Raw genomic sequence first — 22,330 nt, 5'->3', positions numbered from 1 at the left:
TGATTTTTAGCAATGCAGTTTAAGAAAGCATTAATTATTATCTAAAATAATCAAACTGCATTAAATTTTATATATTTTGTTCTTTTGTTCTTTGTTTGTAACCGTCAAATATAGTGTATTTAATACACCAAGTATATAATTTTTATATTACCAAATTCTCCTTACTCTTTAACTTGGTTGGATCTATTTTTGCAGCAACCTGAATATCAGGTAGTTTATTCAGCCCGTTAATCAGATAATCGAGATCTTCCTTATCGATAAATTCTTTAATGATAATAAAAAAATCTACCTTATTCATCTCCGGGATCAGGAAACCATCGCTGCTTTTATTGCATATTAAGTAGTATTCTACCTCACCCTGCTCTACAAAAAAGTAATATTTGGAAAAACTCCAGACAGGTTCGTCAATATTAAAAAATATTTCGTGGTCATCTATTTTTTCAAATTGTGTGTTTAGCCGGGTATTAATTTTGTGGCAAAGCACATAGTCTTTTAGGGGTGCTGTGATCGCAATTAGTATAAAATCAAGGTCTAAGGTAAGTTTTAGGTAAGTCTTATTCAAAGCGAAATAAATTATTTACAGAACGAAATTAAAAAACTAATTCTATATTCGCTGTGTTATTGAGATACCAAAATTACGTATCGAAATAAAAACATTTGAAAATTGTAAGAATTTATTTTTCTTTGCACAGAATTATTTAACCATTAAATTATAAAATTATGTCTGATATTGCTTCAAGAGTTAAGGCTATTATCGTAGAAAAACTAGGTGTTGACGAAAGCGAAGTTACGCCAGAGGCTTCATTCACCAACGATTTAGGTGCAGATTCTTTAGATACCGTAGAGTTGATTATGGAATTTGAAAAAGAATTCAATGTAGCTATTCCTGATGATCAGGCTGAAACCATCGGTACAGTTGGCCAGGCGATTGCTTATTTGGAAAAAAACGTTAAATAGAATACGCTTTTTCAGTATAAATGGAATTAAAAAGAGTAGTAGTAACAGGGTTGGGTGCGCTCACTCCTATAGGCAATAATGTCCCTGATTTTTGGGAAGGGTTGACTAACGGGGTGAGTGGCGCTGCTCCTATTAAGGGTTTTGACACTGAAAAGTTTAAGACTAAATTCGCTTGCGAGGTAAAAAACTTTAATCCGGAAGATTTTCTGGATAAAAAGGAAGCCCGCAAATTAGATCCGTTTGTACAATATGCCCTTGTATCAACAGAAGAAGCGGTGAAGGATGGTGGTTTTGATTTTGAAAAATTAGACACCAACCGAATCGGCGTAATCTGGGGTGCGGGCATAGGTGGATTGAAAACATTCCTTGATGAAATTTCGAATTTCGCCAAGGGAGATGGTACGCCAAGATACAATCCATTTTTTATTCCTAAAATGATTGTAGATATCGCCCCTGGGCATATCTCTATCAAATACGGCCTGCGTGGGCCAAATTTTGCAACTGTTTCGGCATGTGCTTCTTCTACAAACGCAATGATCGATGCATTTAACTATATCCGTTTGGGTATGGCCGATGTAATCATCAGCGGTGGTTCTGAGGCAATCATTAACGAAGCAGGTATGGGTGGTTTTAACGCCATGCATGCATTATCTACACGTAACGATGATCCGGCAACTGCATCACGTCCTTTTGATAAAGACCGTGACGGATTTGTGGCCGGTGAAGGTGCAGGAACCATTATTTTAGAAGAACTTGAACATGCAAAGGCAAGGGGTGCAAAAATTTATGCAGAACTTGTTGGCGGTGGAATGAGTGCTGATGCCAATCACATCACCGCACCACATCCTGAAGGTTTGGGCGCTAGAATGGTAATGACCAATGCACTAAAAGATGCTGGTTTAACAACTGCTGATATAGATTATATCAATGTACATGGTACTTCTACGCCACTGGGCGATATTAGTGAAACCAAAGCCATTGGTACATTGTTTGGTGAAGATGCTTACAGATTGAACATCAGTTCTACCAAATCGATGACGGGTCACCTTTTGGGTGCCGCCGGAGCTATTGAGGCGATTGCAGCAATCCTTTCTGTTAAAAATGATATTGTTCCTCCAACAATCAATCACTTTACAGATGATCCTGCATTTGACCCTAAATTGAATTTTACTTTCAACAAAGCGCAAAAACGTACTGTTAGGGCTGCTTTAAGTAATACATTCGGTTTTGGTGGCCATAACGCTTCTGTGATTTTCAAGAAATACGAAGATTAATTTAAAACAGCGCTGCTATATAATTTTGTATGCTAATTAAAAATAGATAACTTAGTTAAATATGCTAATTAGCCGTTAATTGTGTTATTTATTTAATGCCGATATTAAAATTATATAAACTCTATCTCTCTCCTGAAAAGGAGTTTGTTAAGAAGCTGAGAAATATTTTAGGCTTTGTTCCGGGTAATGTTACGCTTTATAAAATGGCGTTCAGGCACCGTTCTGTTGCAAAAGTTTTAAAAAACGGAAGCAGAAGCAGTAACGAGCGACTGGAGTTTCTTGGCGATGCGGTTTTAGGCTCGGTAATAGCCGAGCTGCTTTTTAAGCACTATCCGTACAAAGAAGAAGGTTTCCTTACCGAAATGCGTTCAAAAATCGTAAATCGTGCTAATTTAAACCAACTGGCCAAGAAAATCGGTTTCGATAAGCTTATCCAGTTCGATCAGCGTTCGGTAAGTATCCAAACCAAACATAATTCGATGCTCGGCGATGCTTTTGAAGCGATTGTAGGAGCCATTTACATGGATAAAGGTTACAACTTTACCAAAGAGTTTTTGTTGCGTAGAATTGTAAAACCACATATCGATATCCACACCCTGGAACAAACAGAAACCAACTTCAAAAGTAAACTCATTGAGTGGTGCCAACGCCACGGCAAGGATGTAATGTTCGAACTGGTGCAGAATAGTGAAGGCGAAAGCGCCAAACTGTTTACCATCAGTGCCATCGTAGAAGGCGAACAGTATGGTACCGGAAGAGATTATAACAAGAAAAATGCAGAGAAATTAGCCGCAGAGAAGGCTTGCGAAGCGTTGAGTATTTAGCTCATTGGTTCACTTGTCATTTGTTTATTGGTTAACAGCGAATTGCTCTATTGTTGGGATTGTTGGTTAATCGGTTAACTGTTTAAATTGGTTAATTAACCGCAATACGCTAATCGCACAACGCCAAACTGCATTAAACTTGTTTATTAGCGATTGCTTTATTGTTGGGATTGTTAAATTGTTGGCACAAACGGTTAATTGTATAAACTGGTTAATCAGTTAACTGTCTTGGCGACTAAACTTCGTACCTCCGACATCGGACTTTCCGACTCTCAACTCCCCCCAACTCTAAACTGATATCAATTCGACTCAGGACTAAAGACTCTGGACTAAGGACTGAGAACAACCCCTACTTCCCCTTCCCCAGCGTATCCGTAAATTTCTTCGACGATTCTTTAATATACTTAATATAATCGTAGCTGTTCCAATATTGGGCTTTATCAAATTCAGGTCGACAGTTCAGCATATATTTCTCTAATGTATCGCCCCTTAGTTCGGTATTGTTTTTAATAATGGTTTGGTTAAAATAAACATCAATCTGCGATTGTTTGATCTCGTTATCGGCATATCGGCCAAACCTACGGGCATTTTTAGGATCGGTACCTATCAGGTTATATAAAGCATTTAACGGACTAAATATAGCCGACAGGAATGAGGTTTTCCCTCCATTGTATACGCCCTTATTTCTAAATTCGCGCTTAATATCGTCTAAATCCTGTTTTTTTGTGTTGCCAACAATGGTTACATCGGCTAAAGTGGTGCTCCCTCTAACCAGGTAAATAACAAGATCTTTTTCGCTGTTTACCACCACACGTTGATCGATCAGGTCTCTTTTAATTACCAATAAAGTGTCGCCAATTTTAGCTTTGAGCTGAAACATACCGATATCATTACTCCCTACTCCAATGCCCGTGCGCAAGTTGGTAATTTCTGATAAGGCAATCCTGATGTTTGAACCTTTCTCGATCACTACCCCTTTAATAATAAATTCCTGTGCTTTCGAGATAAAGCCGGTTGAGGTAAGAACGAAAAGTATGACGGCAAATTTAAAGTTTTTCATTGTGTAGCTAATTTGTGTGTTTCAAAGTATCGGTATATTGCTTGGCCGATTGTTTGATGTATTTAACAGCATCGTAATTGTTCCAACTGTTTACCATACTGCGTGTTGGGTAATAATCGAGCAGAAATTTGTCAAGCTCTTTCCCCCTTAATTCCGTATTATCCGTAACCAGGGTTTTATTAAAGAATTTATCCACTTCGAGCAAACCCAGTTCCTTTTTATAATACCGGTTAAAGTTACGAGCCCTGGTTGGTGTTTTCCCAAATAATTCGTAGAAAAATGTAAGCGGACTGCCACCAAATGGACTTAAGAGGATTAATGGTGGTTTACCTTCGAAAAACGAACCATTTCGTCTAAAATCTCTCTTAATCGCTTCCATCTCCTGTTTTTTTGTTTGGCCCTTAATCGTCACCTCTTCAAGCATGGTACTTCCCCTTACAAGATATATTACCAGGTCATCATCTGAACTGATAACCACCTTTTGATCGATCAAGTTTTTCTTGGTAACCAACAAGGTGTCGCCTATACGCGCCTTTAACTGAAAAATTCCGATATCGTTACTGCTGGCGCCCATTTTACTCCTTAAATTGGTAATCCCTGCTAAAGCTACACGCACATTCGAACCTTTTTCTATCACTACACCTTTAAATACAAAATCCTGTGCTTTGATGGTTAAGCCCTGCATTAGTATGGCCAGTAGAAAGATTATTTTCAAATGCTTCATCATGGAGTGCTCAATTATAAATTGAAATATGCTTTTTGCAATAAAAATAAATTCCTGAAGCTTTAATAAGCTAACAGTTAATCGGTTTTGTTGTTTGTTTCTGCTTTAATTGTTACATCACCATTGCATTCGGGATGTTTAAGATCAAGAGCATTAAATATTTATCTATCAGATATTTTTTGTAAAATTAACATTTGTTAACCTTGCAAACTGTTAAAGAAACGTTAATCTCTATGAGAAAACTACTGGGCGGATTTTATTTATTGTATTCGGCAATTGCATTTTTCCTGCTCATGCTCATCGTTTGCCCCTTTATTATCATTAGTATGGGCATTTTTAAAGAGAAAACAGGGAGGAAAATCTCTTTCTATTTTTTAAAATGCTGGGCATGGGGTTTTAGCCTGTTAACTTGCCTCTGGTTTTCGGCCAATGGAACAAAAATTGATACTTCCAAATCATACATTTACGTGGGCAACCACAGTTCTTTTTTAGATGCCGTAGCCATTGTAATCTGCATTCCACAGGCGTTTAGTCCATTGGGAAAGATCGAAATGCTTAAAATCCCTGTGTTCGGATGGATTTATAAACGTTTGGTGGTGATGATAGACAGGAGCAGCAGAGAAAGCCGCGATCACTCTGTAGCCGAACTAAGGAAAGACCTGGCCGATGGACAATCAATTTTGATTTTTCCGGAAGGAACGATGAATAAATCCGATCAGCCTTTAAATCCATTTTACGACGGAGCATTCCGTCTGGCTATAGAAACCCAAACGCCGGTTTTACCTTTTGCAATATTGAACAGCAGGGCACATTTGCCACGTACTGATCCACTTTTGTTAAACCCTGGATTGATTAGAACTGTATTCGGCGAAGCTATAGAAGTAAAAGGTTTGGTAGCAGAGGATTTAGAAGAATTGAAGCAAAAAACATTTGATGTTATTTTGGTGATGCTGAAAAAGTAATATCAAATCTATTTTATTGGAAAAAGAGGGCTCCGGCACTTTTGGATAAGCCAGTCCTGCTGTCCGTTTTATCCCGATGAAAAATCGGGGATGCTCACTCCCATCAGGTTTAAAAACATCGGTTGGCACATTGTGGGAAACAGGCCCGAACCAAAAGCCACCCACGTTGTACATAAACCCGATTGAAATGAAAAGCCCGCAGCGCAGCGAGGACTTGTAATGAAAAGCGGGGCTGCAGTTCCCTAAGAATTAGAGAACATTCGTTTTCAAAATGCCAAGAAGACAATTTTAGCATCCTTAGCTAGTCCCAATTCCGCCACCTCTAACAATATTATTTCTCCTTTCCGCTTAAAAGCCTATCTTTGCACATGATAAAATCCATGACAGGATACGGCTTAGCAACAGCCGATTATGCAAATGCAAAGTATAGTGTCGAAATCAAATCGCTCAACAGTAAATTCCTGGAGCTGAATTTAAAATACCCTAAAGCTTTTTCTGATAAAGAACTCATCCTGCGCAATATCTGCAGTAAAGATATCGAACGTGGAAAGGTAAGTTTGAGCATCAATGTAGAACGCACCAATGGCGAGGTTACGGGTGCTACAATCAATACCGCACTGTTAAGCCACTATTACAAGCAACTTATTGCCGTTAATAACGAATTGGGTGCCGAAAGCAGCAACCTGTTGCAAACAGCTTTAACTTTTCCTGATGTGATTAGCTACAAGGAAGAAAGTGTAACTGAAGACGAATGGAACCATTTATTTCAGATTTTCACATCAGCGCTTACCAATTTCAATAAGTTTAGAGAAGATGAAGGTGGGGTTTTAAAGGCCGATTTAGAATTAAGGATCAGAAATATCCTTTCTTATTTTAAATCTGTTGAGGAACTGGAACCTAAAAGGATTTCGGCTATCCGCGATAAATTCACCCAGTTTTTAGATGATGCCGTTGGTAAAGTAAATATCGATCAGAACCGTTTTGAGCAGGAATTGATCTATTATATCGACAAAATAGATATCACAGAAGAAAAAACACGTTTAAAAAGCCATTGCGACTATTTCCTGCAGACTTTAACCAGCAAGGAAGCAAATGGCAAAAAACTGGGTTTCATTTCACAGGAAATCGGACGCGAAATTAATACCATGGGAGCGAAAGCAAATGATGCCCAGATGCAGCAGTTTGTTGTAGGGATGAAAGAAGAATTAGAAAAGATCAAAGAACAGTTACTGAATGTGTTGTAGCGTTAGGCGGAAAGCAATAAGCGCTTAACGCCAGACGCCAATCGCAAAACTTTAAAAAAGCATGCAAGGCAAATTAATTATATTTTCGGCACCATCAGGAGCAGGTAAAACCACTATAGTACACCATTTATTAAAAAAGTTTCCTGAGCTGAGCTTTTCTATTTCTGCCACAACACGCGAGTCGAGAGGCACCGAACAACACGAAAACGATTACTATTTTATCAGTAAAGAAGAGTTTTTACACAAAGTTGCCCATCAGGAATTTGTGGAGTTTGAAGAGGTTTATAACGGAACTTTCTATGGCACTTTACGCTCCGAAATAGAACGTATCTGGAACGATGGCAAACATGTAATTTTCGATATCGATGTAGAAGGTGGGATTCGTTTAAAAAGAAAATACGAAGAGGATGCCTTGGCTATTTTCGTTCAGCCACCATCATTAGAGGTGTTAAAAGAACGTTTAAGCGGCCGCGGAACAGATAGTGCTGAAAAATTACAGGAACGTTTTATCAAAGCCGAAAAAGAACTGCTTTATGCGGATAAATTTGACGTGATCTTAAAAAATTACGACCTGGCTACAGCCTGTGCAGAAGCAGAGAAGTTGGTGGGGGACTTCTTGAAGAAATAGTTTTCGAAAAAAGACAGAAATGTTTATATTTGATTGATGACTGATATTCAATTATATAGCCAAATATCTTCATTGCCTTCGGACCTGAAGAAGCAAGTATCTGATTTTGTCTCATCATTAAAGAAAAAATCTAAAACTGATAAAAAATTAAAAGAAAGGCAATTTGGCTATGCTAAAGATTTCTTTAAAATGTCTGCAGATTTTGATGAACCATTAGAAGACTTTAAAGATTATATGTAATGCAGTTTCTGTTAGATACGCATGCTTTTATCTGGTTTATTAATGGCGATTCTTCTTTACCAAAGAAAATAGTTGACGAGATTAAAAATTTAAATAATCAATGTTTTATTAGCATTGCAAGCATTTGGGAAATTGCTATAAAATCAAAATTAAATAAACTTTCTTTAAGTGCCGATTTCGACAAAATTTTAGACTTTTTAGATCACAATCAAATAGAAATATTGCCTATTTCCTTTAATCACATTATTAAGCTAAATGAATTAGATTTTCATCATCGCGATCCATTTGATCGGATTTTGATTGCTCAAGGCATTTCTGAAAATTTGACGATTTTAACAAAAGACCAAAACTTTAGCTTCTATAAGACTAAAACACTTTGGTAAACTGAAAACTGGAAAAATGTCGACAGAACATCGTAAACTTAAAACCGGTCTTTTCTTCGGTTCGTATAACCCAATCCACACCGGCCATTTAATTATTGCCAATTATATGGCTAACCATACGGCGCTTGACGAAGTTTGGCTGGTGGTTTCCCCACATAATCCATTAAAAGATAAAAGCGGTTTAACCAACATGTACGATCGTTTGGAAATGGCCAAACTCGCTACCGAAAATGCAGAGCACATCCGTGTAAGCGACATTGAATTTGCGTTGCCCCACCCCTCTTATACCATTGATACCTTAACCTATCTCCACGAAAAATATCCTGAAAAAGAATTTGTACTCATTATGGGGGCAGATAACCTAGTATCATTCAAGAAATGGAAAAATTACGAGGTATTGCTAAAAAACTACCAAATTTATGTATACCCACGTCCGGGTGCTGATGTGAGCGAGTGGGAAAACCATCCTGCAATTACTTTTACCAATACTCCTTTAATGGAAATCTCTTCAACCTTTATCCGTAAGGCCGTTAAAGAGAAAAAGAATGTACAGTTTTTCCTGCCCGATAAAGTTGTCGATTTTATTGAAGGCAAAGGCATGTACAGGTAAAGATTCACAACATATTGTATTAAATCAATTACTTGGATTGGTTTTTGTTTTATTAGGCTTTAGATGATTAATTTAGCAGCTGATACAACAAAACACGTGAGAAAAAATTTATTTATACTTTTTGCCTTTTGCAGCATTGCATTTTCTGCAGGCGCACAACAAAAAACCTATTTAGAATTATTGGCCAATCAACCTAAATGGGTGGATTCGGTTTTTAACAGACTTAACCGCAGGGAACGTATTGCACAATTGTTTTTTGTGCGGGCGCATACCAATCTGGGTAAAAAATATACCGATTCGGTTGGTGAGGTAATTAAAAAAGAGCAATTGGGCGGGGTAATTTTTTTTCAGGGAGGTCCGGGCAGGCAGGTTTTAGCCACCAATGCCTATCAGAAATTAAGCCGTGTGCCACTTATTGTAGCAAACGATGGAGAATGGGGTTTGGGGATGCGTTTGGATAGTACGGTATCTTATCCTTACCAAATGACTTTGGGCGCTATCCAAAACAAAGAACTCTTGTACAAAATGGGCCTGGAAGTTGCTAAAGATTACAAACGCATGGGGATGCAGATGAATTTAGCACCTGATGCGGATATCAATAACAACCCTAAAAACCCGGTAATCAACTACCGTTCTTTTGGTGAGAATAAATACAATGTAGCCACAAAAGTTGCTGCTTACATGAAAGGCATGCAGGATGGCGGTTTATTAACTACGTTGAAACACTTCCCTGGTCATGGCGATACCGATGTAGATTCGCATTACGACCTGCCACAGCTTACTTTTTCGGCAACGCGCTTAGATACGCTTGAGATGTATCCTTTTAAAGAGCTGATTAAACAAGGTGCATCTGGTGTAATGATTGCCCATATGAACATCCCTTCATTAGATGCTACACCAAATCTGCCTTCTACCTTATCTAAGCCTATTGTTACAGGTATTTTAAAGGAAAAATTAGGCTTTAAAGGATTGATCATCTCTGATGCCATGGATATGAAAGGCGTGGTAAAATATTTCAAAGATGGCGAAGCCGATTTAATGGGTATCATCGCAGGAAACGACATTATAGAACTTTCAGAAAATAGCGACAGGGCTATAAAACTGGTTCGTAAAGCCGTAAGGCAGGATCGTATAAGCATGGCCGAAATTGACCAGAGTGTACGCAAAATATTAACCGCCAAATACTGGGCGGGTTTAGCTAAACGCGATACAATTGTAACCCAGGGTGTTGTTGCAGGCGTAAACCGCAGTTCTAGCAACGCTTTGGTGCAGGAGCTGGCCAATGCCTCGGTAACATTGGTAAAGGGTAAAGATTATATCAAACGCCTGATCCCGATCAGGAGAACAGCAATTATCAGCATCGGTGTGCCTTCGGTTACCACTTTCCAAAAAGAGATTTCGAAAGGTTATTACAACTCTGTTTATTATGTGCTCGATAAAGACGCAAGTGCTACACAAATTTCGAACATTGCCCGCGAAATCGGTGCATTTGACCAGGTGATTGTAGGTATACACGACAGCAGATCGAGACCGGCAAATAATATGCCTTTAAACGCTGGTGTAAAAAACTTTATTAAAGAATTATCGGCTAAAAATGCAGTTTTTGCCCTGTTTGCCAACCCATATAATTTAGCTAGCCTTTCTGGTTTAGAAAATAGCAAGGGTTTGGTTGTGGCTTACCAGAAAGAAGATTTCATGCAGATTTCTGCCGCAGCTGTAATTAATAACCGGTTAGTGCCAACAGGTAAATTACCGGTAAGTGTGGCACCGTTTTATAAATTTGGGGAAGGTCTGTAATTGACAACAAAGGCACGAAGAATAGGTATTTTGCCACAGAGACACGGATTTGACAGATTGTACTTCACTTTGGTCTTTCAGCTTTAGTCTTTGGTCTTTCTCCTTTAGTCTTTAAGCTTTTTCCTCAAAACAATTTCGCCTTTAAAACGATTATCTAATGATAAAACCTCAAAGTTATGATAGATCCAGAAGACGATAATTATTCAAACGATCCGAACGATGCATTACGCAGGGAAGACGACGTAGAAAATATCAACGAAATTAGTGGCGATGATACCAGTATTGAACATGATAAAGATCTGCTGGAGCAGGCCGACAGGGCGTCACGATCATCTTACGAGCTAAACCTCGATGATGAAGACGAAGATGAACTTGATGACTAAAAAGAAAGCCGTTCCGATTTTACATCCGAACGGCTTTTTTATTTATTTAGGCGATCTGCTTTTACCTTAAGCCCTAAACCTTCTGCCTTCAACCTCTATTTAGCTTTCGCTTTATAAGTTTCAGGATTTACTGCTGTAGTGGTCCAACCTTTTAAAAACGAGGTGATTTTTTTTACATCGTGCCCAACTTTCTTTTTGCCATTAGCTGCAACTTCATCTGTTTCCAGGTAAGAAGAATTTTCGATGTGCAGCACTTTCCCTTTTCCATCTAAAATCAAAAATACAGGGAAACCAAAACGTTGGGGATAACCTAGGCTGGCCAAAACACTTTCGTTTTTATTTTCAGGACTATAATTAACCAAAACGGTTTCGAAATTATCGTTAATGTATTTTTTCAAAGTAGCGGTACTGTCAACCAAATTATGGAAAGCAATACACCAGGTACACCAGTTTCCGCCAACCTGCAGTAAAACATGTTTATTTTCTTTCGCTGCTTTTGCTACTGCCGTAGCGATTTCTGCCTTGGCATCAGCCTGTGGATTATAGATATGAACGCCTTCTTTTTTCGCCTGACTAAAAGCAGCAGTCGAAATCAATACAGCAGTTAATAAAATGACTAATCTTTTCATGATTATTTAGAATAATAAACACAAATTTAATAAAGTCTAGTGATGCGATAGATTATTAGCAAATTCTTTACATATCAACTATATTCATTGGTCATTGGTCATTGGTCATTGGTCATTGGTCATTGGTCATTAATGGATTTTTCTATGCGAAAAAGGTTTAATCAATTTATTCTTTTCCAACAATTTCCCATCATACATTTTCCATCTTCCATCACACCTCCTCCATAAAACATTATCTTTGTTAACCAATGGATTTTTTAGACATACATACCCATAAAGTTGCCACTCAGCCAGGGGTAATCAGCATCCAAAGTTTGTCGTTAACCAGCGATATCTTTTTGGCGATGCCTAAAACAAAACCGATTTCTGTAGGTCTGCATCCCTGGTTTGCAAAAATTGACCAATTAGAGCCACAGATGAAATACCTGAGCGTTGTGGCCAATCAATCAAATGTTAAACAAGTTGGAGAGTGTGGTTTAGATCGGTTAAGGGGCGAAAATCTCGAAAATCAGATCCTTATTTTAGAAAAACAGATCGAATTGGCTGAAAAAATCGATAAACCGTTGATTTTACATTGTGTGAAATGCTTTTCAGAATTAATCGCCATTAAAGACCGCTTAAAAGTTAAGGTACCGATGATTATCCATGGTTTTAATAAAAATGAAGGACTTGGCAAACAATTACTGGATAAAGGTTTTCTGCTTTCGTTCGGAATAACTGCCTTAAAAGAAAATTCGGGTGCAGCAAAATTGATTGAAAGTACGGATCATTTTTTCTTAGAAACCGATGATACCGATATTTCAATACAGGAAATTTATAAAGTGGCAGCCATTTTAAAAAAATGTACAGTAGATGAGCTCAAAGCTCGTATTTTTGCCGACTGGAATAAATTCGTTTAAATAATTAACCACAGATTAGCACAGATACACACAGATAAGTTAAATACCTGTGTTAATTCTTTTCATCTGTGTTAAAATAATAAATATATGTCTGATGTTAGCTGGCTTTCGCGCTCTGCCCTCCTGGTTGGGAATGATGGAATAGAGAAACTCCAATCAAAACACGTTTTGGTGATCGGTTTGGGCGGTGTGGGTTCTTTTGCTGCCGAATTTATCTGCCGCTCGGGTATAGGCGAAATGACCATTGTTGATGGTGACGTGGTTGATCCAACCAACCGTAACAGGCAATTGCCTGCTTTAGCCACCAATCATGGCGTAAGTAAAGCCGCCATTATGCAGGAACGCTTACTCGCCATTAATCCAGAATTAAAGCTCCATGTTGTAAATACTTTCCTTACACCCGAGAAATGCAGGGAAATTTTAGAAACAGGTTTCGATTACATCATGGATTGCATTGATAGTGTAATGCCGAAAATCACCTTGTTATCGACCGCGTTGGAAAAAAATATACCAATTGTAAGTTCGATGGGTGCAGGTGGCAAAATGGACCCTACGCGATTAAGAATAACCCTATTGCCCAATACCTACCAGTGTGTTTTTGCCAGCTATGTACGTAAAAGGCTGAATAAATTGGCCAATGCCGAAAAAATCAAAGCAGTTTTCTCCACAGAGGAAATGGACAAAAACTCTATGATCATGACTGATGGAAGCAATTTCAAGCGTTCGGCTTATGGCACCGTTTCTTATCTGCCCGCAGCATTTGGTGGTGCCTGCGCATCGGTAGTGATCCGCGATCTGCTCGGCCTTCCCATCGAAATGGCCGAACGTCCGGCAAGGATCAGCCACAAAACACTCAACAAAAGGAAGAAGAAAAAACCGTAAACGGGACGAATTGTTGATATCATGATTTCGGGAAAATTTTAAATTGTTGTAAGTTTAAATTTCCGAGAAATATCACACTATGCCCCAACCCCTCAAAATTCTTCAGGCCTCCGCAGGTTCTGGTAAAACGTTCAGCTTAACTGCACATTACCTTACCCTGCTTTTTAGTGGCGACAATAAATACCGCGAAATTTTAGCAGTAACCTTTACCAATAAGGCCACGGAGGAAATGAAAACGAGGATTTTGGAGGTATTGCTAGGACTGGCAAAGGGCAATCCATCAAAAAAGATAGACGACTATCGGATACTGATTTTAAAAGCCTATCCGATATTAAGCCCGCAGGAACTACAGTTCAAAGCAGATAAGATTTACCGTAAAATTCTGCACGATTACAGCCGTTTTTCGGTAAGCACCATCGATGGCTTTGTGCAAAAAGTAATCCGCGGTTTTGCTTTCGAACTGGGGCTCAACGCCGATTATAATTTAGAAATGAATTATGATAAGGTAAAAGATGACCTCGTAAACAAACTCGACGAAGCTTTAGATCATAACAAACAGCTTTTACAATGGATTATCGATCTGGCCATCGAACGCATTAGCGATAATAAAAGCTGGAACTATAAATTCGAGCTTTATAACCTCATCGGCGAAATTTTCTCCGAACGTTTCCAGATTTTCGAAGATGCGGTAAGTGCCCTCGGTTTAGAAAATATTGACGAATTATTCAAAAAATACATCAGTGTTACCAAGGCAGAAATCAAAAACTTTGAAGAAGAACTGGTTTCGCTGGCAACAGAAGCAAACGAAGCCCTGAATGTAATCGGAGTAGAAACCGAACACCTTAAAGGCAAATCAAGAAGTGCCCTGGCTAAAATTGTCCTTGTTGCAAGGGGCGATTTCTCCAAAATTGAACCGCTTTTTAATTTAATCGATGAACCAGATGAGTGGTTCCAAAAAAATGCCAACTTTCCCGAAGCTTACGATACGGTAAACCCAATATTACAGAAGTTAAAAACACATTATTTAACACATCTGCCGAATTATAGTTTAGCCATCGCCTTTAATAAAAACCTTTATTATTTAAGGTTGATGCAGGAAATTGCTGTGCTTTTGAAAGAATACAGGGCCGAAAACGATAACCTTCTGATCAGCGACGCACAAAAACTGATTTCCGGAATTACCGAAGATGCAGGCGATAATCCTTCCTTTATCTGGGAAAAAGTGGGCAACCGTTACCGCAATTTTCTCTTCGACGAATTTCAGGATACTTCTACCAGTCAGTGGGGAAGTTTTAAATCACTATTGACCAACGCAATGGCTACACCGAGTGAGAATCTGATCGATCACCTGATTGTTGGCGATACCAAACAATCTATCTACCGGTGGCGTAATGGCGACTGGAATATTTTGCATAAACATGCCAAACTTGATGTTGGTGCGGAAAATGTATTAGAAGAAAGTTTGGAAGAAAATTACCGGAGTACCGAAAACATCATCAGTTTCAATAACTTTCTTTATAAGGCAATTCCATTAACGCTGCAGAATGAGCTGAATGAAAACCTGGCTACTAAACCCGACAGTATCTCAAAATGGTGGCAGGACCAGCATTATCAGCAGATTATTACCGATATTTATGGCGGATCGACCCAAAATTTCGCAGGTAATACGCTAAAAGGTGGAACTATAAAAATCAAAAAGTTTGGTAAAGATCATGCCCCGAACGAAGCGCGTTTTACCGAAACCGTTTTTAGAGATATTGCCCTGGATGATATTGTTGAAGAAATAAACCACCTTAAAAACGAACAGCAATACGCACTGAAAGATATTGCCATTTTAGTACGATCGAACAGTGAAGCTTTATTAACCGTTAAAAAATTAATGGAGCACAAATTGCCGGTTTTATCGGGCGACGCCCTATTGATTTCGAACAACTCGGCGATACAACTGATCATTAACACCTTAAAAGTGCTGATTGGTTTAGAAACGCAAACGGCACTTTACAAAGCCAATTGTATTGCACTTTATCATTCTTTGCACGAAAAAGAGATTGATGCCAATTATTACCTTAACCTCACCAATAAACCTTTAAATACACTTACTGCGGTTTTGCCCGTTGCTTTATGCGAGAACTGGCAAAGCTGGCTACAGCTTCCATTGGCCGAACTGGTTGAGATTTTGATTGAAAGTTATGGTTTAAAAAACCTGACAGCAAACCTCCCCTACTTATTGGCTTTTAGGGACCTTACCGCTTCTGCCGGAAAACTTGGTGAAAAAGGCATTATTTCATTTTTAACCTGGTGGGAAGAAGATGGTATCAAAAAATCATTGCCTTCGCCCGAAGGTGCCGATGCCATACAAATTATAACCATCCACAAATCGAAAGGCTTAGCTTTCAGGGCTGTTTTTGTTCCTTTTTGCAACTGGGAAATCAAAGGCAAACCCAACAGCACTTTCTGGGTATCTTCAGAAGAAACAGTTTATAAAGAGCTGAAAGGTATTCCGTTAAAATATAACGAAGCCTTAGCCGATTCGGCAATTGCAAAAGCTTATTACGAAGAGCTGCTTTACAATAACATGGATGCACTAAATATGCTCTATGTGGCCACTACACGTTCTAAAGATTACCTGTACATCGCTACAATGGCCAAAAAGGAATTGAAATTATCCAACATGGGTGATGTAATCAATTTTACTTTCGATGAGCAGTTTGATGAAAACGGTGTGTACGAAATTGTGGAATACGTAAATGTTAAAGGTAAAGCCGAAGAATCGAATTTTATCAACTTAAATACTTATCCAACCACAACGCGTTTATCAGAGCTTTATATCCCATCAGAAGAAAAGCATTTAAAACATCTGGTTAATATCGAAAAATCAGGTAGAAAAGGCTCTTTATTACACGATATTCTGGCCAGTGCCAGCACCCGGAAAGAAGTTGACGATTATACCACCAACCTGGTGCTGCAGGGCATTATCAAAGAAGAAGAAAAGCAGAAATTAATCACCTCGGCACTTGAGGTATTGAATAATCCCGAGCTTAAGGAGATTTTAGGTAAAGCGAGCGAAAGCATTGTAGAGAAAAATATTATTGATGCCAATGGAAAGATGCACCGCCCCGATCGGGTTTTGATCAATGCAGATGAGGTAATCATCCTCGATTATAAATTTACACTCGAAGAAAGCGACAAACACATCGAACAGGTAAATAACTACCGGATATTACTTACTGAAATGGGCTATCAAAATATTAAAACCTATCTTTTCTACGCAGTTAAAGGCAAATTGAAATTAGTGTAATATGGAAAAAGCAAACGATTTATACGGCAACATATTAAATATACTGAAAAGATATAGAACCGACGCTTACCGAGCGGTTAATACGGCCATGGTGATTTCCTATTGGCAGGTTGGGAAAGAAATAGTAGAAAATGAGCAAGAGGGGAATGTAAAAGCGACTTATGGAAAAGAAGTTATTAAAACGTTGTCAAAAAAACTATCTTCAGAATTTGGCAAAGGCTTCTCTGTAGCAACGTTAGAAAGTTTCAGAAAATTCTACCTTACCTATTCAGATATTGAAAACTTAAATAATCCAATTTCCTACGCACTGCGTAGGAAATTGGAAACCACTGATAATCAACAAAATGAAATATCATACGCACTGCGTAGCAATTTGAGCTGGACACATCACCGACTAATCATGAGGGTTGATGACGCGCAGGCAAGGGCATATTATTTAAGTGAAGCAGAAAGCCAGCAATGGAGCTCAAGGGAACTGGAAAGAAATATTAATTCATCATATTTTCAAAGGTTACTATCTAATCAGAAAGAATCAAAACCTGTCATTAATGAAGTACAGCTTTCTGAAAATTTCATTAAAGATCCCTATGTTTTAGAATTTCTAAAAATAGAAGAACCTTCAAAATTAAATGAGAAAGAAATAGAAACCAGGATAATTAATCATCTTCAGCAATTTTTATTAGAGCTGGGCAAAGGCTTTTCTTTTGTAGGCAGACAGTTTAGAATAAGCACTGAAACCAGCCATTTTTATATTGATCTGGTTTTCTACAATTATATCCTTAAATGTTTTGTGTTATTTGATTTAAAAACCAATAAACTTACCCATCAGGATGTTGGTCAAATGGATATGTATATCAAAATGTTTGATGATTTAAAGAAACAGGAAAATGATAATCCAACAATTGGCATTATTCTTTGCACCGATAAAGAAGAAACTGTTGTTAAATATTCGATGTTGAAAGATAGTAAACAGTTATTCGCGTCAAAATACCAGATGTACTTGCCTACAGAGAAACAGCTGGCAGATTGGATTGAAAACGATAAAGCTATTATCGAATTGCAATTAAAAAACCAGGGCAACTATTAAAACGCCATACATGAAACCATTTTTACAGGAAGTTGCCGAAGATTTAGTTGCCCGGTTTGGGAATCAGCTCGAAAATTGCGCCATTGTTTTTAACAACAAACGTCCATCTGCTTATTTACAGAAACACTTTGCCGATATTATCAGCAAACCATTTTTTAGCCCGTCATTTTTTACCATACAGGAATTCTTTGCCAGCTCTACCAGTTATAAAATTGCCGATTTTTACCTGCAGTTTTTCACGCTACATAGGATCTACAACCAGCTCCTGGCAGAAGAAAAACTCGAAAATATATCCAGTCATAAGTTTTTTCCTTTAGCTAAGATTATTCTGAGTGATTTTAGCCAGATTGATGCTGATCTGGTAGATGCAGAAAAGCTATACCGCGATCTGGAAGATATTTCGGTAATCAATAAAGATTTTGATTACTTAAGTACCGAGCAATACGAGTTTCTTGCCCAGTTCTGGACTTCCTACTCCGAGGGAAAGCATAAAAAACAGCAGGAACTGTTCATCAAAATGTGGCGCAGAATGCCCAAGCTTTACCATAAATTCCATGATACGCTTAAAGAGCAGGGTTATTTAACCAATGGCTCTATTTACCGTTTCCTGGCCGGCGACATTACCAACCATCAGGAATTTATTTCCAATTTTGATAAAGGGAAAATCATTTTCGTTGGCTTTAATGCTTTGAGCAGTGCTGAAGCTAAAATATTTACCCAATTACAGGAAGCTGGTAAAGCCTTGTTTTATTTTGATGCCGACACCTATTATTTAGACGATGTTTCGCAGGAAGCAGGTTTGTTTTTACGTAAAGCCATCAATCAGCTTGGCTTGAAAAATGAATTTGCCAACCAGAAAAGTTTAATGAAATCTGCCCCGCACCATGTAAATGTTTTTAAGGTTCAGGGACAATCCGCCCAGGCCAAAATTTTAAACAATATTCTGGAAGAAGATTACACATCCGCCGAAACCGTTGGAAAAACAGTAGTGGTTTTGGCCGATGAAAGTTTGTTGATACCTACTTTACAAACCATTCCAACATCCCTAAACGGAAAAGAAATCGACCTTAACGTAACCATGGGTTTTGCCCTGTCAACCTCCAGTATTTTTGGTTTGGTTGATTTGTGGCTGGGCAGTCAGCTGGAGATTTTACAGCGCGATAAAGTGAGCTATAAAAATGTAGAGGCCTTTTTAACCCACCCTTTAACAGGCCTCAGCCAAAAAATGCGGGATAAAATTTTAACCGCATTATTGGAAGAAAACCAGGTCGAGATAGACCACAAACGTTTATTGCGTCAAAGTGGATTATTCGAGGCTTTTTATAAAAAAATCGACGATCCGCAGCATGTGGTCACCAATTTACTCGATGTGCTTGATTATGTATTAACCCGTTTGTCGAATGCAAAAACACTCAAAAAAATCGATGCAGAACTATTCGTAAAAACCATACAGGAATTAAACAGGCTACACGATACTTTTAGTAACCACATTGGCAAAGAGGAAATTCCTTTTGTAATTTATCTTGTTCAAAAGTCACTACAGGCCATTGCTGTACCGCTTTCAGGCGACCCGCTCAACGGCATCCAGGTAATGGGATTACTCGAAACCCGGAACCTAAACTTCGATAAGGTGCTTATTCTGGGTTTCAATGAAGGCATTATCCCAAAATCATCTATTGGCAATAGTTTCATTCCTGATTCTATCCGTCGCGTTTATGGTCTTCCCGTATTAGAAAATCTTGATGCCATTTCATCCTACATGGTGTACCGTCTATTACAAAGGGCAAACAATATCAATTTTATCTATAACAGTTTGACAGACGAATCTACTTCGGGCGAAGCCAGCAGGATTTTAAAACAGCTCGAATACGAAAGTGGTTTCGAATTCACCTACAATGAGCTTAATCTGGAAGTAAAAACCGAAGCTTTTAAAGAGGTAAAGATCGAGAAAACCAATAATGCCTTTATTCAGGAAACCCTTCAAAAATATCTCGATAAAAAGAAGGTACTTTCTCCATCGGCACTTACCCAATATATCTCCAACCCCATCGATTTCTTTTTCAATTATATTGCAGGCATTAAAGAGCCGAAAGAGATAAGTGCCGTGGTAGAAGCCAACGAAATCGGGTCTATTCTGCACAAAGTGATGGAGTATTTCTATGAGGACTTAAGATCGGCAGAAATTACTGCAGAACGGATCAAAGAGAAACGGAAACAGATACCCACATTGATCCAGAAAGGATTTAATGCGGTGATGTTTAAAAATCCCGATACGGTGATGGAATACAAGGGTATGCAAAAGGTAATTTTATCGATTGTTGATGCCTATGTAAACATTATTTTAAATCAGGATGAGGCCCAAACTCCTTTCCATATTATTAGTCTTGAGCAGAAGGTAGAAGCCGAAATCAGTTTCCCGCTAAAGGGAAAAGAAGCCAGCGTTAAAATATTTGGGTTTATCGATAGAGTAGATGTAAAAGATGGCGTAACCAAAATTATCGATTATAAAACCGGAAGTGATAAATTAACCTTTAAAGATATACCCGAACTTTTCAATTCAGACGGCAAACATATCAACAAAGCGCTGATCCAAACTTTATTGTACACTTATGCTTACGAACAATTTTCGGGCAAAAGCTTTGTAGAACCGAATTTGTATGTGGTAAAAACCATGAGTGTAGATGGCGTTTGGTTTAAATCGGGCAGGCAAAATTTATCAGGCACTTATTTAGAGGAAATCAAACCCGAATTCCTTACCGAATTAAGAAAAAAACTCACTGAACTTTTCGAAGCTCCTTATTTTGTGGCCAGCGCAGTGGAGGATAATTACAAATACTCTATTTATAAAACTTTGTTTGGGAAGTAGGTTCCAACCGCAAAGAAATAAAGTAAATCGCAAAGGGCGCTAAGCCCACTGTAAAATAACCACCGAGCACACCGGGCCTGATTGAAAAACATCAACTTAGTGTCCTCTGTGATACTCTCTTTGTTCTCTGTGGTAAAATAAAACTTTGTATACTTCGCGAAAAACTTTGCTTGCTTTGCGGTTAATCTCTTAAATTTAAAAATGCTAACCTTAAATTTCACAAATTTTCCCATACTCGAAACCGAACGTTTAATTCTCCGCGAACACGAACTGGCAGATGCTGATGCACTTTTTGCCCTGCGCACCAACGAAACGGTAATGAAATATATCGACCGGGAAAGGCCAAAAGATATTTTTGAGATCAAAGATTTTATATCCCGTTTCAGAAATGGCTACGAAAATGGCGATAACCTGGCCTGGGTAATTGCCTTAAAAGAAAATCCCAAACAAATGATAGGTTCGGTAGGTTATTGGCGTACCGATTTTGCCAACCACCGCGCGGAGATCGGTTACATGCTGCATCCTGATTATTGGAGAAAGGGAATTATCTCCGAAGCTTTAAAACGATCTATCGATTTTGGTTTTGAAGAAGTTAACCTGCATACCATCAGCGCAAACATCAACGTAGAAAACGATGCTTCAAGGCAGATGCTGCTCAAACATGGCTTTGTAAAAGAGGCACACTTTAAACAGGATTATTACTTTAGGGGCCAGTTTCTTGATAGTGAGATTTATGGATTATTGAATCCAAATCATTAAATCAGGCTAAACATTTTTTATATTTGGATATGTACCGTTTAGATAGAACAGCATTTAGTGCACAAACAGCAGAGGAAGCTAGTAAAGCCGATCGGATTTATTATAAAAATCTATCATGGCAAGAGCGGCTAAGGATTGCCAACTATTTAAACAGTATTGCTTATAACTATCCCGAAAACACTCCCCCAAAAATGGATAAATTAGCATTTTCGGTCAGAAGTAGAAAATAATGGGAAACATTTTCAATGACGATTTCAGAGAATTTATTCAGGCTTTAAACAGTCAAAATGTAAAATACATTTTGGTTGGTGGATATTCAGTAATACTGCATGGATATTCACGTACAACTGGAGATATGGATATATGGGTTGAAAGAACGGAAGAAAATTATCGAAAGATATTCAATGCTTTTTTTCAATTTGGAATGCCTGTATTTGATATGACCAAAGAAAATTTCCTCTATCACCCAGATTGGGAAGTTTTCAGTTTCGGTCGTCCACCAATATCAATTGATTTGATGATTATGGTAAAAGGTTTAAATTTTGATGAATGCTATCCAAATTCAATATTTTTTGAGGAAGACGGATTAAAAATAAGAACTATAAACTATAACGACCTTTTACTTGCCAAAAAATCGGCTGCTAGGGCAAAAGATATTAATGATTTAGAAAATCTATAATATTATCTGTTTTGGAGAAGATATTTCGGAAAAAGCACAGGCTTTGATACAAAACGCTTAACAAAAACACAATTCCCCAATAATATTTCTTCTTTAACAGGATTAACAAAAAATACACCGCAAAAAACATTAAATAATTAGGCAA

At 38.1% G+C, this 22,330-nt stretch carries 23 protein-coding genes; 19 read left to right on the top strand and 4 right to left on the bottom strand.

The features are described from left to right. Positions 1–142 precede the first annotated feature (142 nt). A complete protein-coding gene (locus B2V92_RS10340) occupies positions 143–562 on the bottom strand; it encodes an IPExxxVDY family protein (RefSeq protein WP_293307545.1) in 420 nt (139 codons plus the stop codon). Between the two features lie 158 nt (positions 563–720). On the opposite strand from B2V92_RS10340, the gene B2V92_RS10335 reads away from it, so the two are divergent. The 3 genes from B2V92_RS10335 (at position 721) to rnc (ending at position 3,055) form a co-directional block, all read left to right on the top strand. Then, positions 721–957, top strand: coding sequence for an acyl carrier protein (locus B2V92_RS10335; protein ID WP_008508386.1), 237 nt, complete (start codon positions 721–723; stop codon positions 955–957). A 20-nt stretch (positions 958–977) separates the two neighbouring features. Continuing rightward, a complete protein-coding gene (gene fabF, locus B2V92_RS10330) occupies positions 978–2,231 on the top strand; it encodes a beta-ketoacyl-ACP synthase II (protein ID WP_293307543.1) in 1,254 nt (417 codons plus the stop codon). A gap of 95 nt (positions 2,232–2,326) precedes the next feature. Continuing rightward, positions 2,327–3,055: a ribonuclease III gene (rnc, locus tag B2V92_RS10325; RefSeq protein WP_293307541.1), complete on the top strand. Its 729-nt coding sequence runs from the start codon at positions 2,327–2,329 to the stop codon at positions 3,053–3,055. A gap of 349 nt (positions 3,056–3,404) precedes the next feature. Here rnc and B2V92_RS10320 read toward each other — a convergent pair whose 3' ends face one another. Both B2V92_RS10320 and B2V92_RS10315 read right to left on the bottom strand, forming a co-directional pair. Next, complete coding sequence (locus B2V92_RS10320; RefSeq protein ID WP_293307539.1) at positions 3,405–4,115, bottom strand: hypothetical protein; 711 nt, start codon at positions 4,113–4,115, stop codon at positions 3,405–3,407. A 7-nt stretch (positions 4,116–4,122) separates the two neighbouring features. Further along, positions 4,123–4,842 carry a hypothetical protein gene (locus B2V92_RS10315; RefSeq protein WP_293307537.1) on the bottom strand — a complete coding sequence of 240 codons (720 nt, stop codon included), beginning with the start codon at positions 4,840–4,842 and terminating at the stop codon, positions 4,123–4,125. A 230-nt stretch (positions 4,843–5,072) separates the two neighbouring features. On the opposite strand from B2V92_RS10315, the gene B2V92_RS10310 reads away from it, so the two are divergent. The 8 genes from B2V92_RS10310 to B2V92_RS10275 all read left to right on the top strand — a co-directional run bounded on the left by B2V92_RS10310 (position 5,073) and on the right by B2V92_RS10275 (position 11,086). Further along, on the top strand, positions 5,073–5,801 hold the full coding sequence (locus B2V92_RS10310) for a lysophospholipid acyltransferase family protein (RefSeq protein ID WP_293307535.1): 729 nt from the start codon (positions 5,073–5,075) through the stop codon (positions 5,799–5,801). A 380-nt stretch (positions 5,802–6,181) separates the two neighbouring features. Further along, positions 6,182–7,045, top strand: coding sequence for a YicC/YloC family endoribonuclease (locus tag B2V92_RS10305; RefSeq protein ID WP_293307565.1), 864 nt, complete (start codon positions 6,182–6,184; stop codon positions 7,043–7,045). A 61-nt stretch (positions 7,046–7,106) separates the two neighbouring features. Continuing rightward, on the top strand, positions 7,107–7,673 hold the full coding sequence (gmk, locus tag B2V92_RS10300; RefSeq protein WP_293307533.1) for a guanylate kinase: 567 nt from the start codon (positions 7,107–7,109) through the stop codon (positions 7,671–7,673). Between the two features lie 36 nt (positions 7,674–7,709). Continuing rightward, positions 7,710–7,913 (top strand): type II toxin-antitoxin system VapB family antitoxin, encoded by a 204-nt coding sequence (locus B2V92_RS10295; RefSeq protein WP_293307531.1) that lies wholly within the window; start codon positions 7,710–7,712, stop codon positions 7,911–7,913. Next, positions 7,913–8,296, top strand: coding sequence for a type II toxin-antitoxin system VapC family toxin (locus tag B2V92_RS10290; RefSeq protein WP_293307529.1), 384 nt, complete (start codon positions 7,913–7,915; stop codon positions 8,294–8,296). Before B2V92_RS10295 ends, B2V92_RS10290 begins: the two co-directional genes overlap by 1 nt. 16 nt (positions 8,297–8,312) lie before the next feature. Further along, positions 8,313–8,906, top strand: a complete 594-nt coding sequence (gene nadD / locus B2V92_RS10285; RefSeq protein WP_293307527.1) for a nicotinate (nicotinamide) nucleotide adenylyltransferase — start codon at positions 8,313–8,315, stop codon at positions 8,904–8,906. 63 nt (positions 8,907–8,969) lie between these two features. After that, positions 8,970–10,703, top strand: coding sequence for a glycoside hydrolase family 3 protein (locus B2V92_RS10280; RefSeq protein ID WP_293307525.1), 1,734 nt, complete (start codon positions 8,970–8,972; stop codon positions 10,701–10,703). 176 nt (positions 10,704–10,879) lie between these two features. Further along, the gene (locus B2V92_RS10275) at positions 10,880–11,086 is read left to right on the top strand and encodes a hypothetical protein (RefSeq protein WP_293307523.1); all 207 of its coding nucleotides are present in this window, start codon (positions 10,880–10,882) and stop codon (positions 11,084–11,086) included. A 95-nt stretch (positions 11,087–11,181) separates the two neighbouring features. On the opposite strand, the gene B2V92_RS10270 is transcribed toward B2V92_RS10275, so the two are convergent. Then, entirely contained in the window at positions 11,182–11,715 is a 534-nt protein-coding gene (locus B2V92_RS10270; protein ID WP_293307521.1) for a thioredoxin family protein, read from the bottom strand. A 248-nt stretch (positions 11,716–11,963) separates the two neighbouring features. On the opposite strand from B2V92_RS10270, the gene B2V92_RS10265 reads away from it, so the two are divergent. The 8 genes from B2V92_RS10265 to B2V92_RS10230 all read left to right on the top strand — a co-directional run bounded on the left by B2V92_RS10265 (position 11,964) and on the right by B2V92_RS10230 (position 22,185). Beyond that, positions 11,964–12,614, top strand: a complete 651-nt coding sequence (locus B2V92_RS10265) for a TatD family hydrolase (protein ID WP_293307519.1) — start codon at positions 11,964–11,966, stop codon at positions 12,612–12,614. Positions 12,615–12,701: 87 nt separating this feature from the next. Next, positions 12,702–13,496, top strand: coding sequence for a tRNA threonylcarbamoyladenosine dehydratase (locus B2V92_RS10260; protein WP_293307517.1), 795 nt, complete (start codon positions 12,702–12,704; stop codon positions 13,494–13,496). 79 nt (positions 13,497–13,575) lie between these two features. After that, the gene (locus B2V92_RS10255) at positions 13,576–16,794 is read left to right on the top strand and encodes a UvrD-helicase domain-containing protein (RefSeq protein ID WP_293307515.1); all 3,219 of its coding nucleotides are present in this window, start codon (positions 13,576–13,578) and stop codon (positions 16,792–16,794) included. A gap of 1 nt (position 16,795) precedes the next feature. After that, on the top strand, positions 16,796–17,881 hold the full coding sequence (locus tag B2V92_RS10250) for a PDDEXK nuclease domain-containing protein (RefSeq protein WP_293307513.1): 1,086 nt from the start codon (positions 16,796–16,798) through the stop codon (positions 17,879–17,881). Positions 17,882–17,891: 10 nt separating this feature from the next. Then, the gene (locus B2V92_RS10245) at positions 17,892–20,747 is read left to right on the top strand and encodes a PD-(D/E)XK nuclease family protein (RefSeq protein WP_293307511.1); all 2,856 of its coding nucleotides are present in this window, start codon (positions 17,892–17,894) and stop codon (positions 20,745–20,747) included. Between the two features lie 201 nt (positions 20,748–20,948). Further along, positions 20,949–21,506 (top strand): GNAT family N-acetyltransferase, encoded by a 558-nt coding sequence (locus B2V92_RS10240; RefSeq protein ID WP_293307509.1) that lies wholly within the window; start codon positions 20,949–20,951, stop codon positions 21,504–21,506. A 29-nt stretch (positions 21,507–21,535) separates the two neighbouring features. After that, on the top strand, positions 21,536–21,736 hold the full coding sequence (locus B2V92_RS10235; RefSeq protein ID WP_293307507.1) for a hypothetical protein: 201 nt from the start codon (positions 21,536–21,538) through the stop codon (positions 21,734–21,736). Continuing rightward, complete coding sequence (locus B2V92_RS10230; protein ID WP_293307505.1) at positions 21,736–22,185, top strand: nucleotidyltransferase; 450 nt, start codon at positions 21,736–21,738, stop codon at positions 22,183–22,185. Before B2V92_RS10235 ends, B2V92_RS10230 begins: the two co-directional genes overlap by 1 nt. Positions 22,186–22,330 lie beyond the last annotated feature (145 nt).

It is taken from the genome of Pedobacter sp. UBA5917, from assembly GCF_002432345.1.
In the GTDB taxonomy this organism is placed as follows: domain Bacteria; phylum Bacteroidota; class Bacteroidia; order Sphingobacteriales; family Sphingobacteriaceae; genus Pedobacter.
The sequence above is the reverse complement of the archived record's forward strand: the minus strand, read 5'-3'. Positions and strand labels throughout refer to the sequence as shown.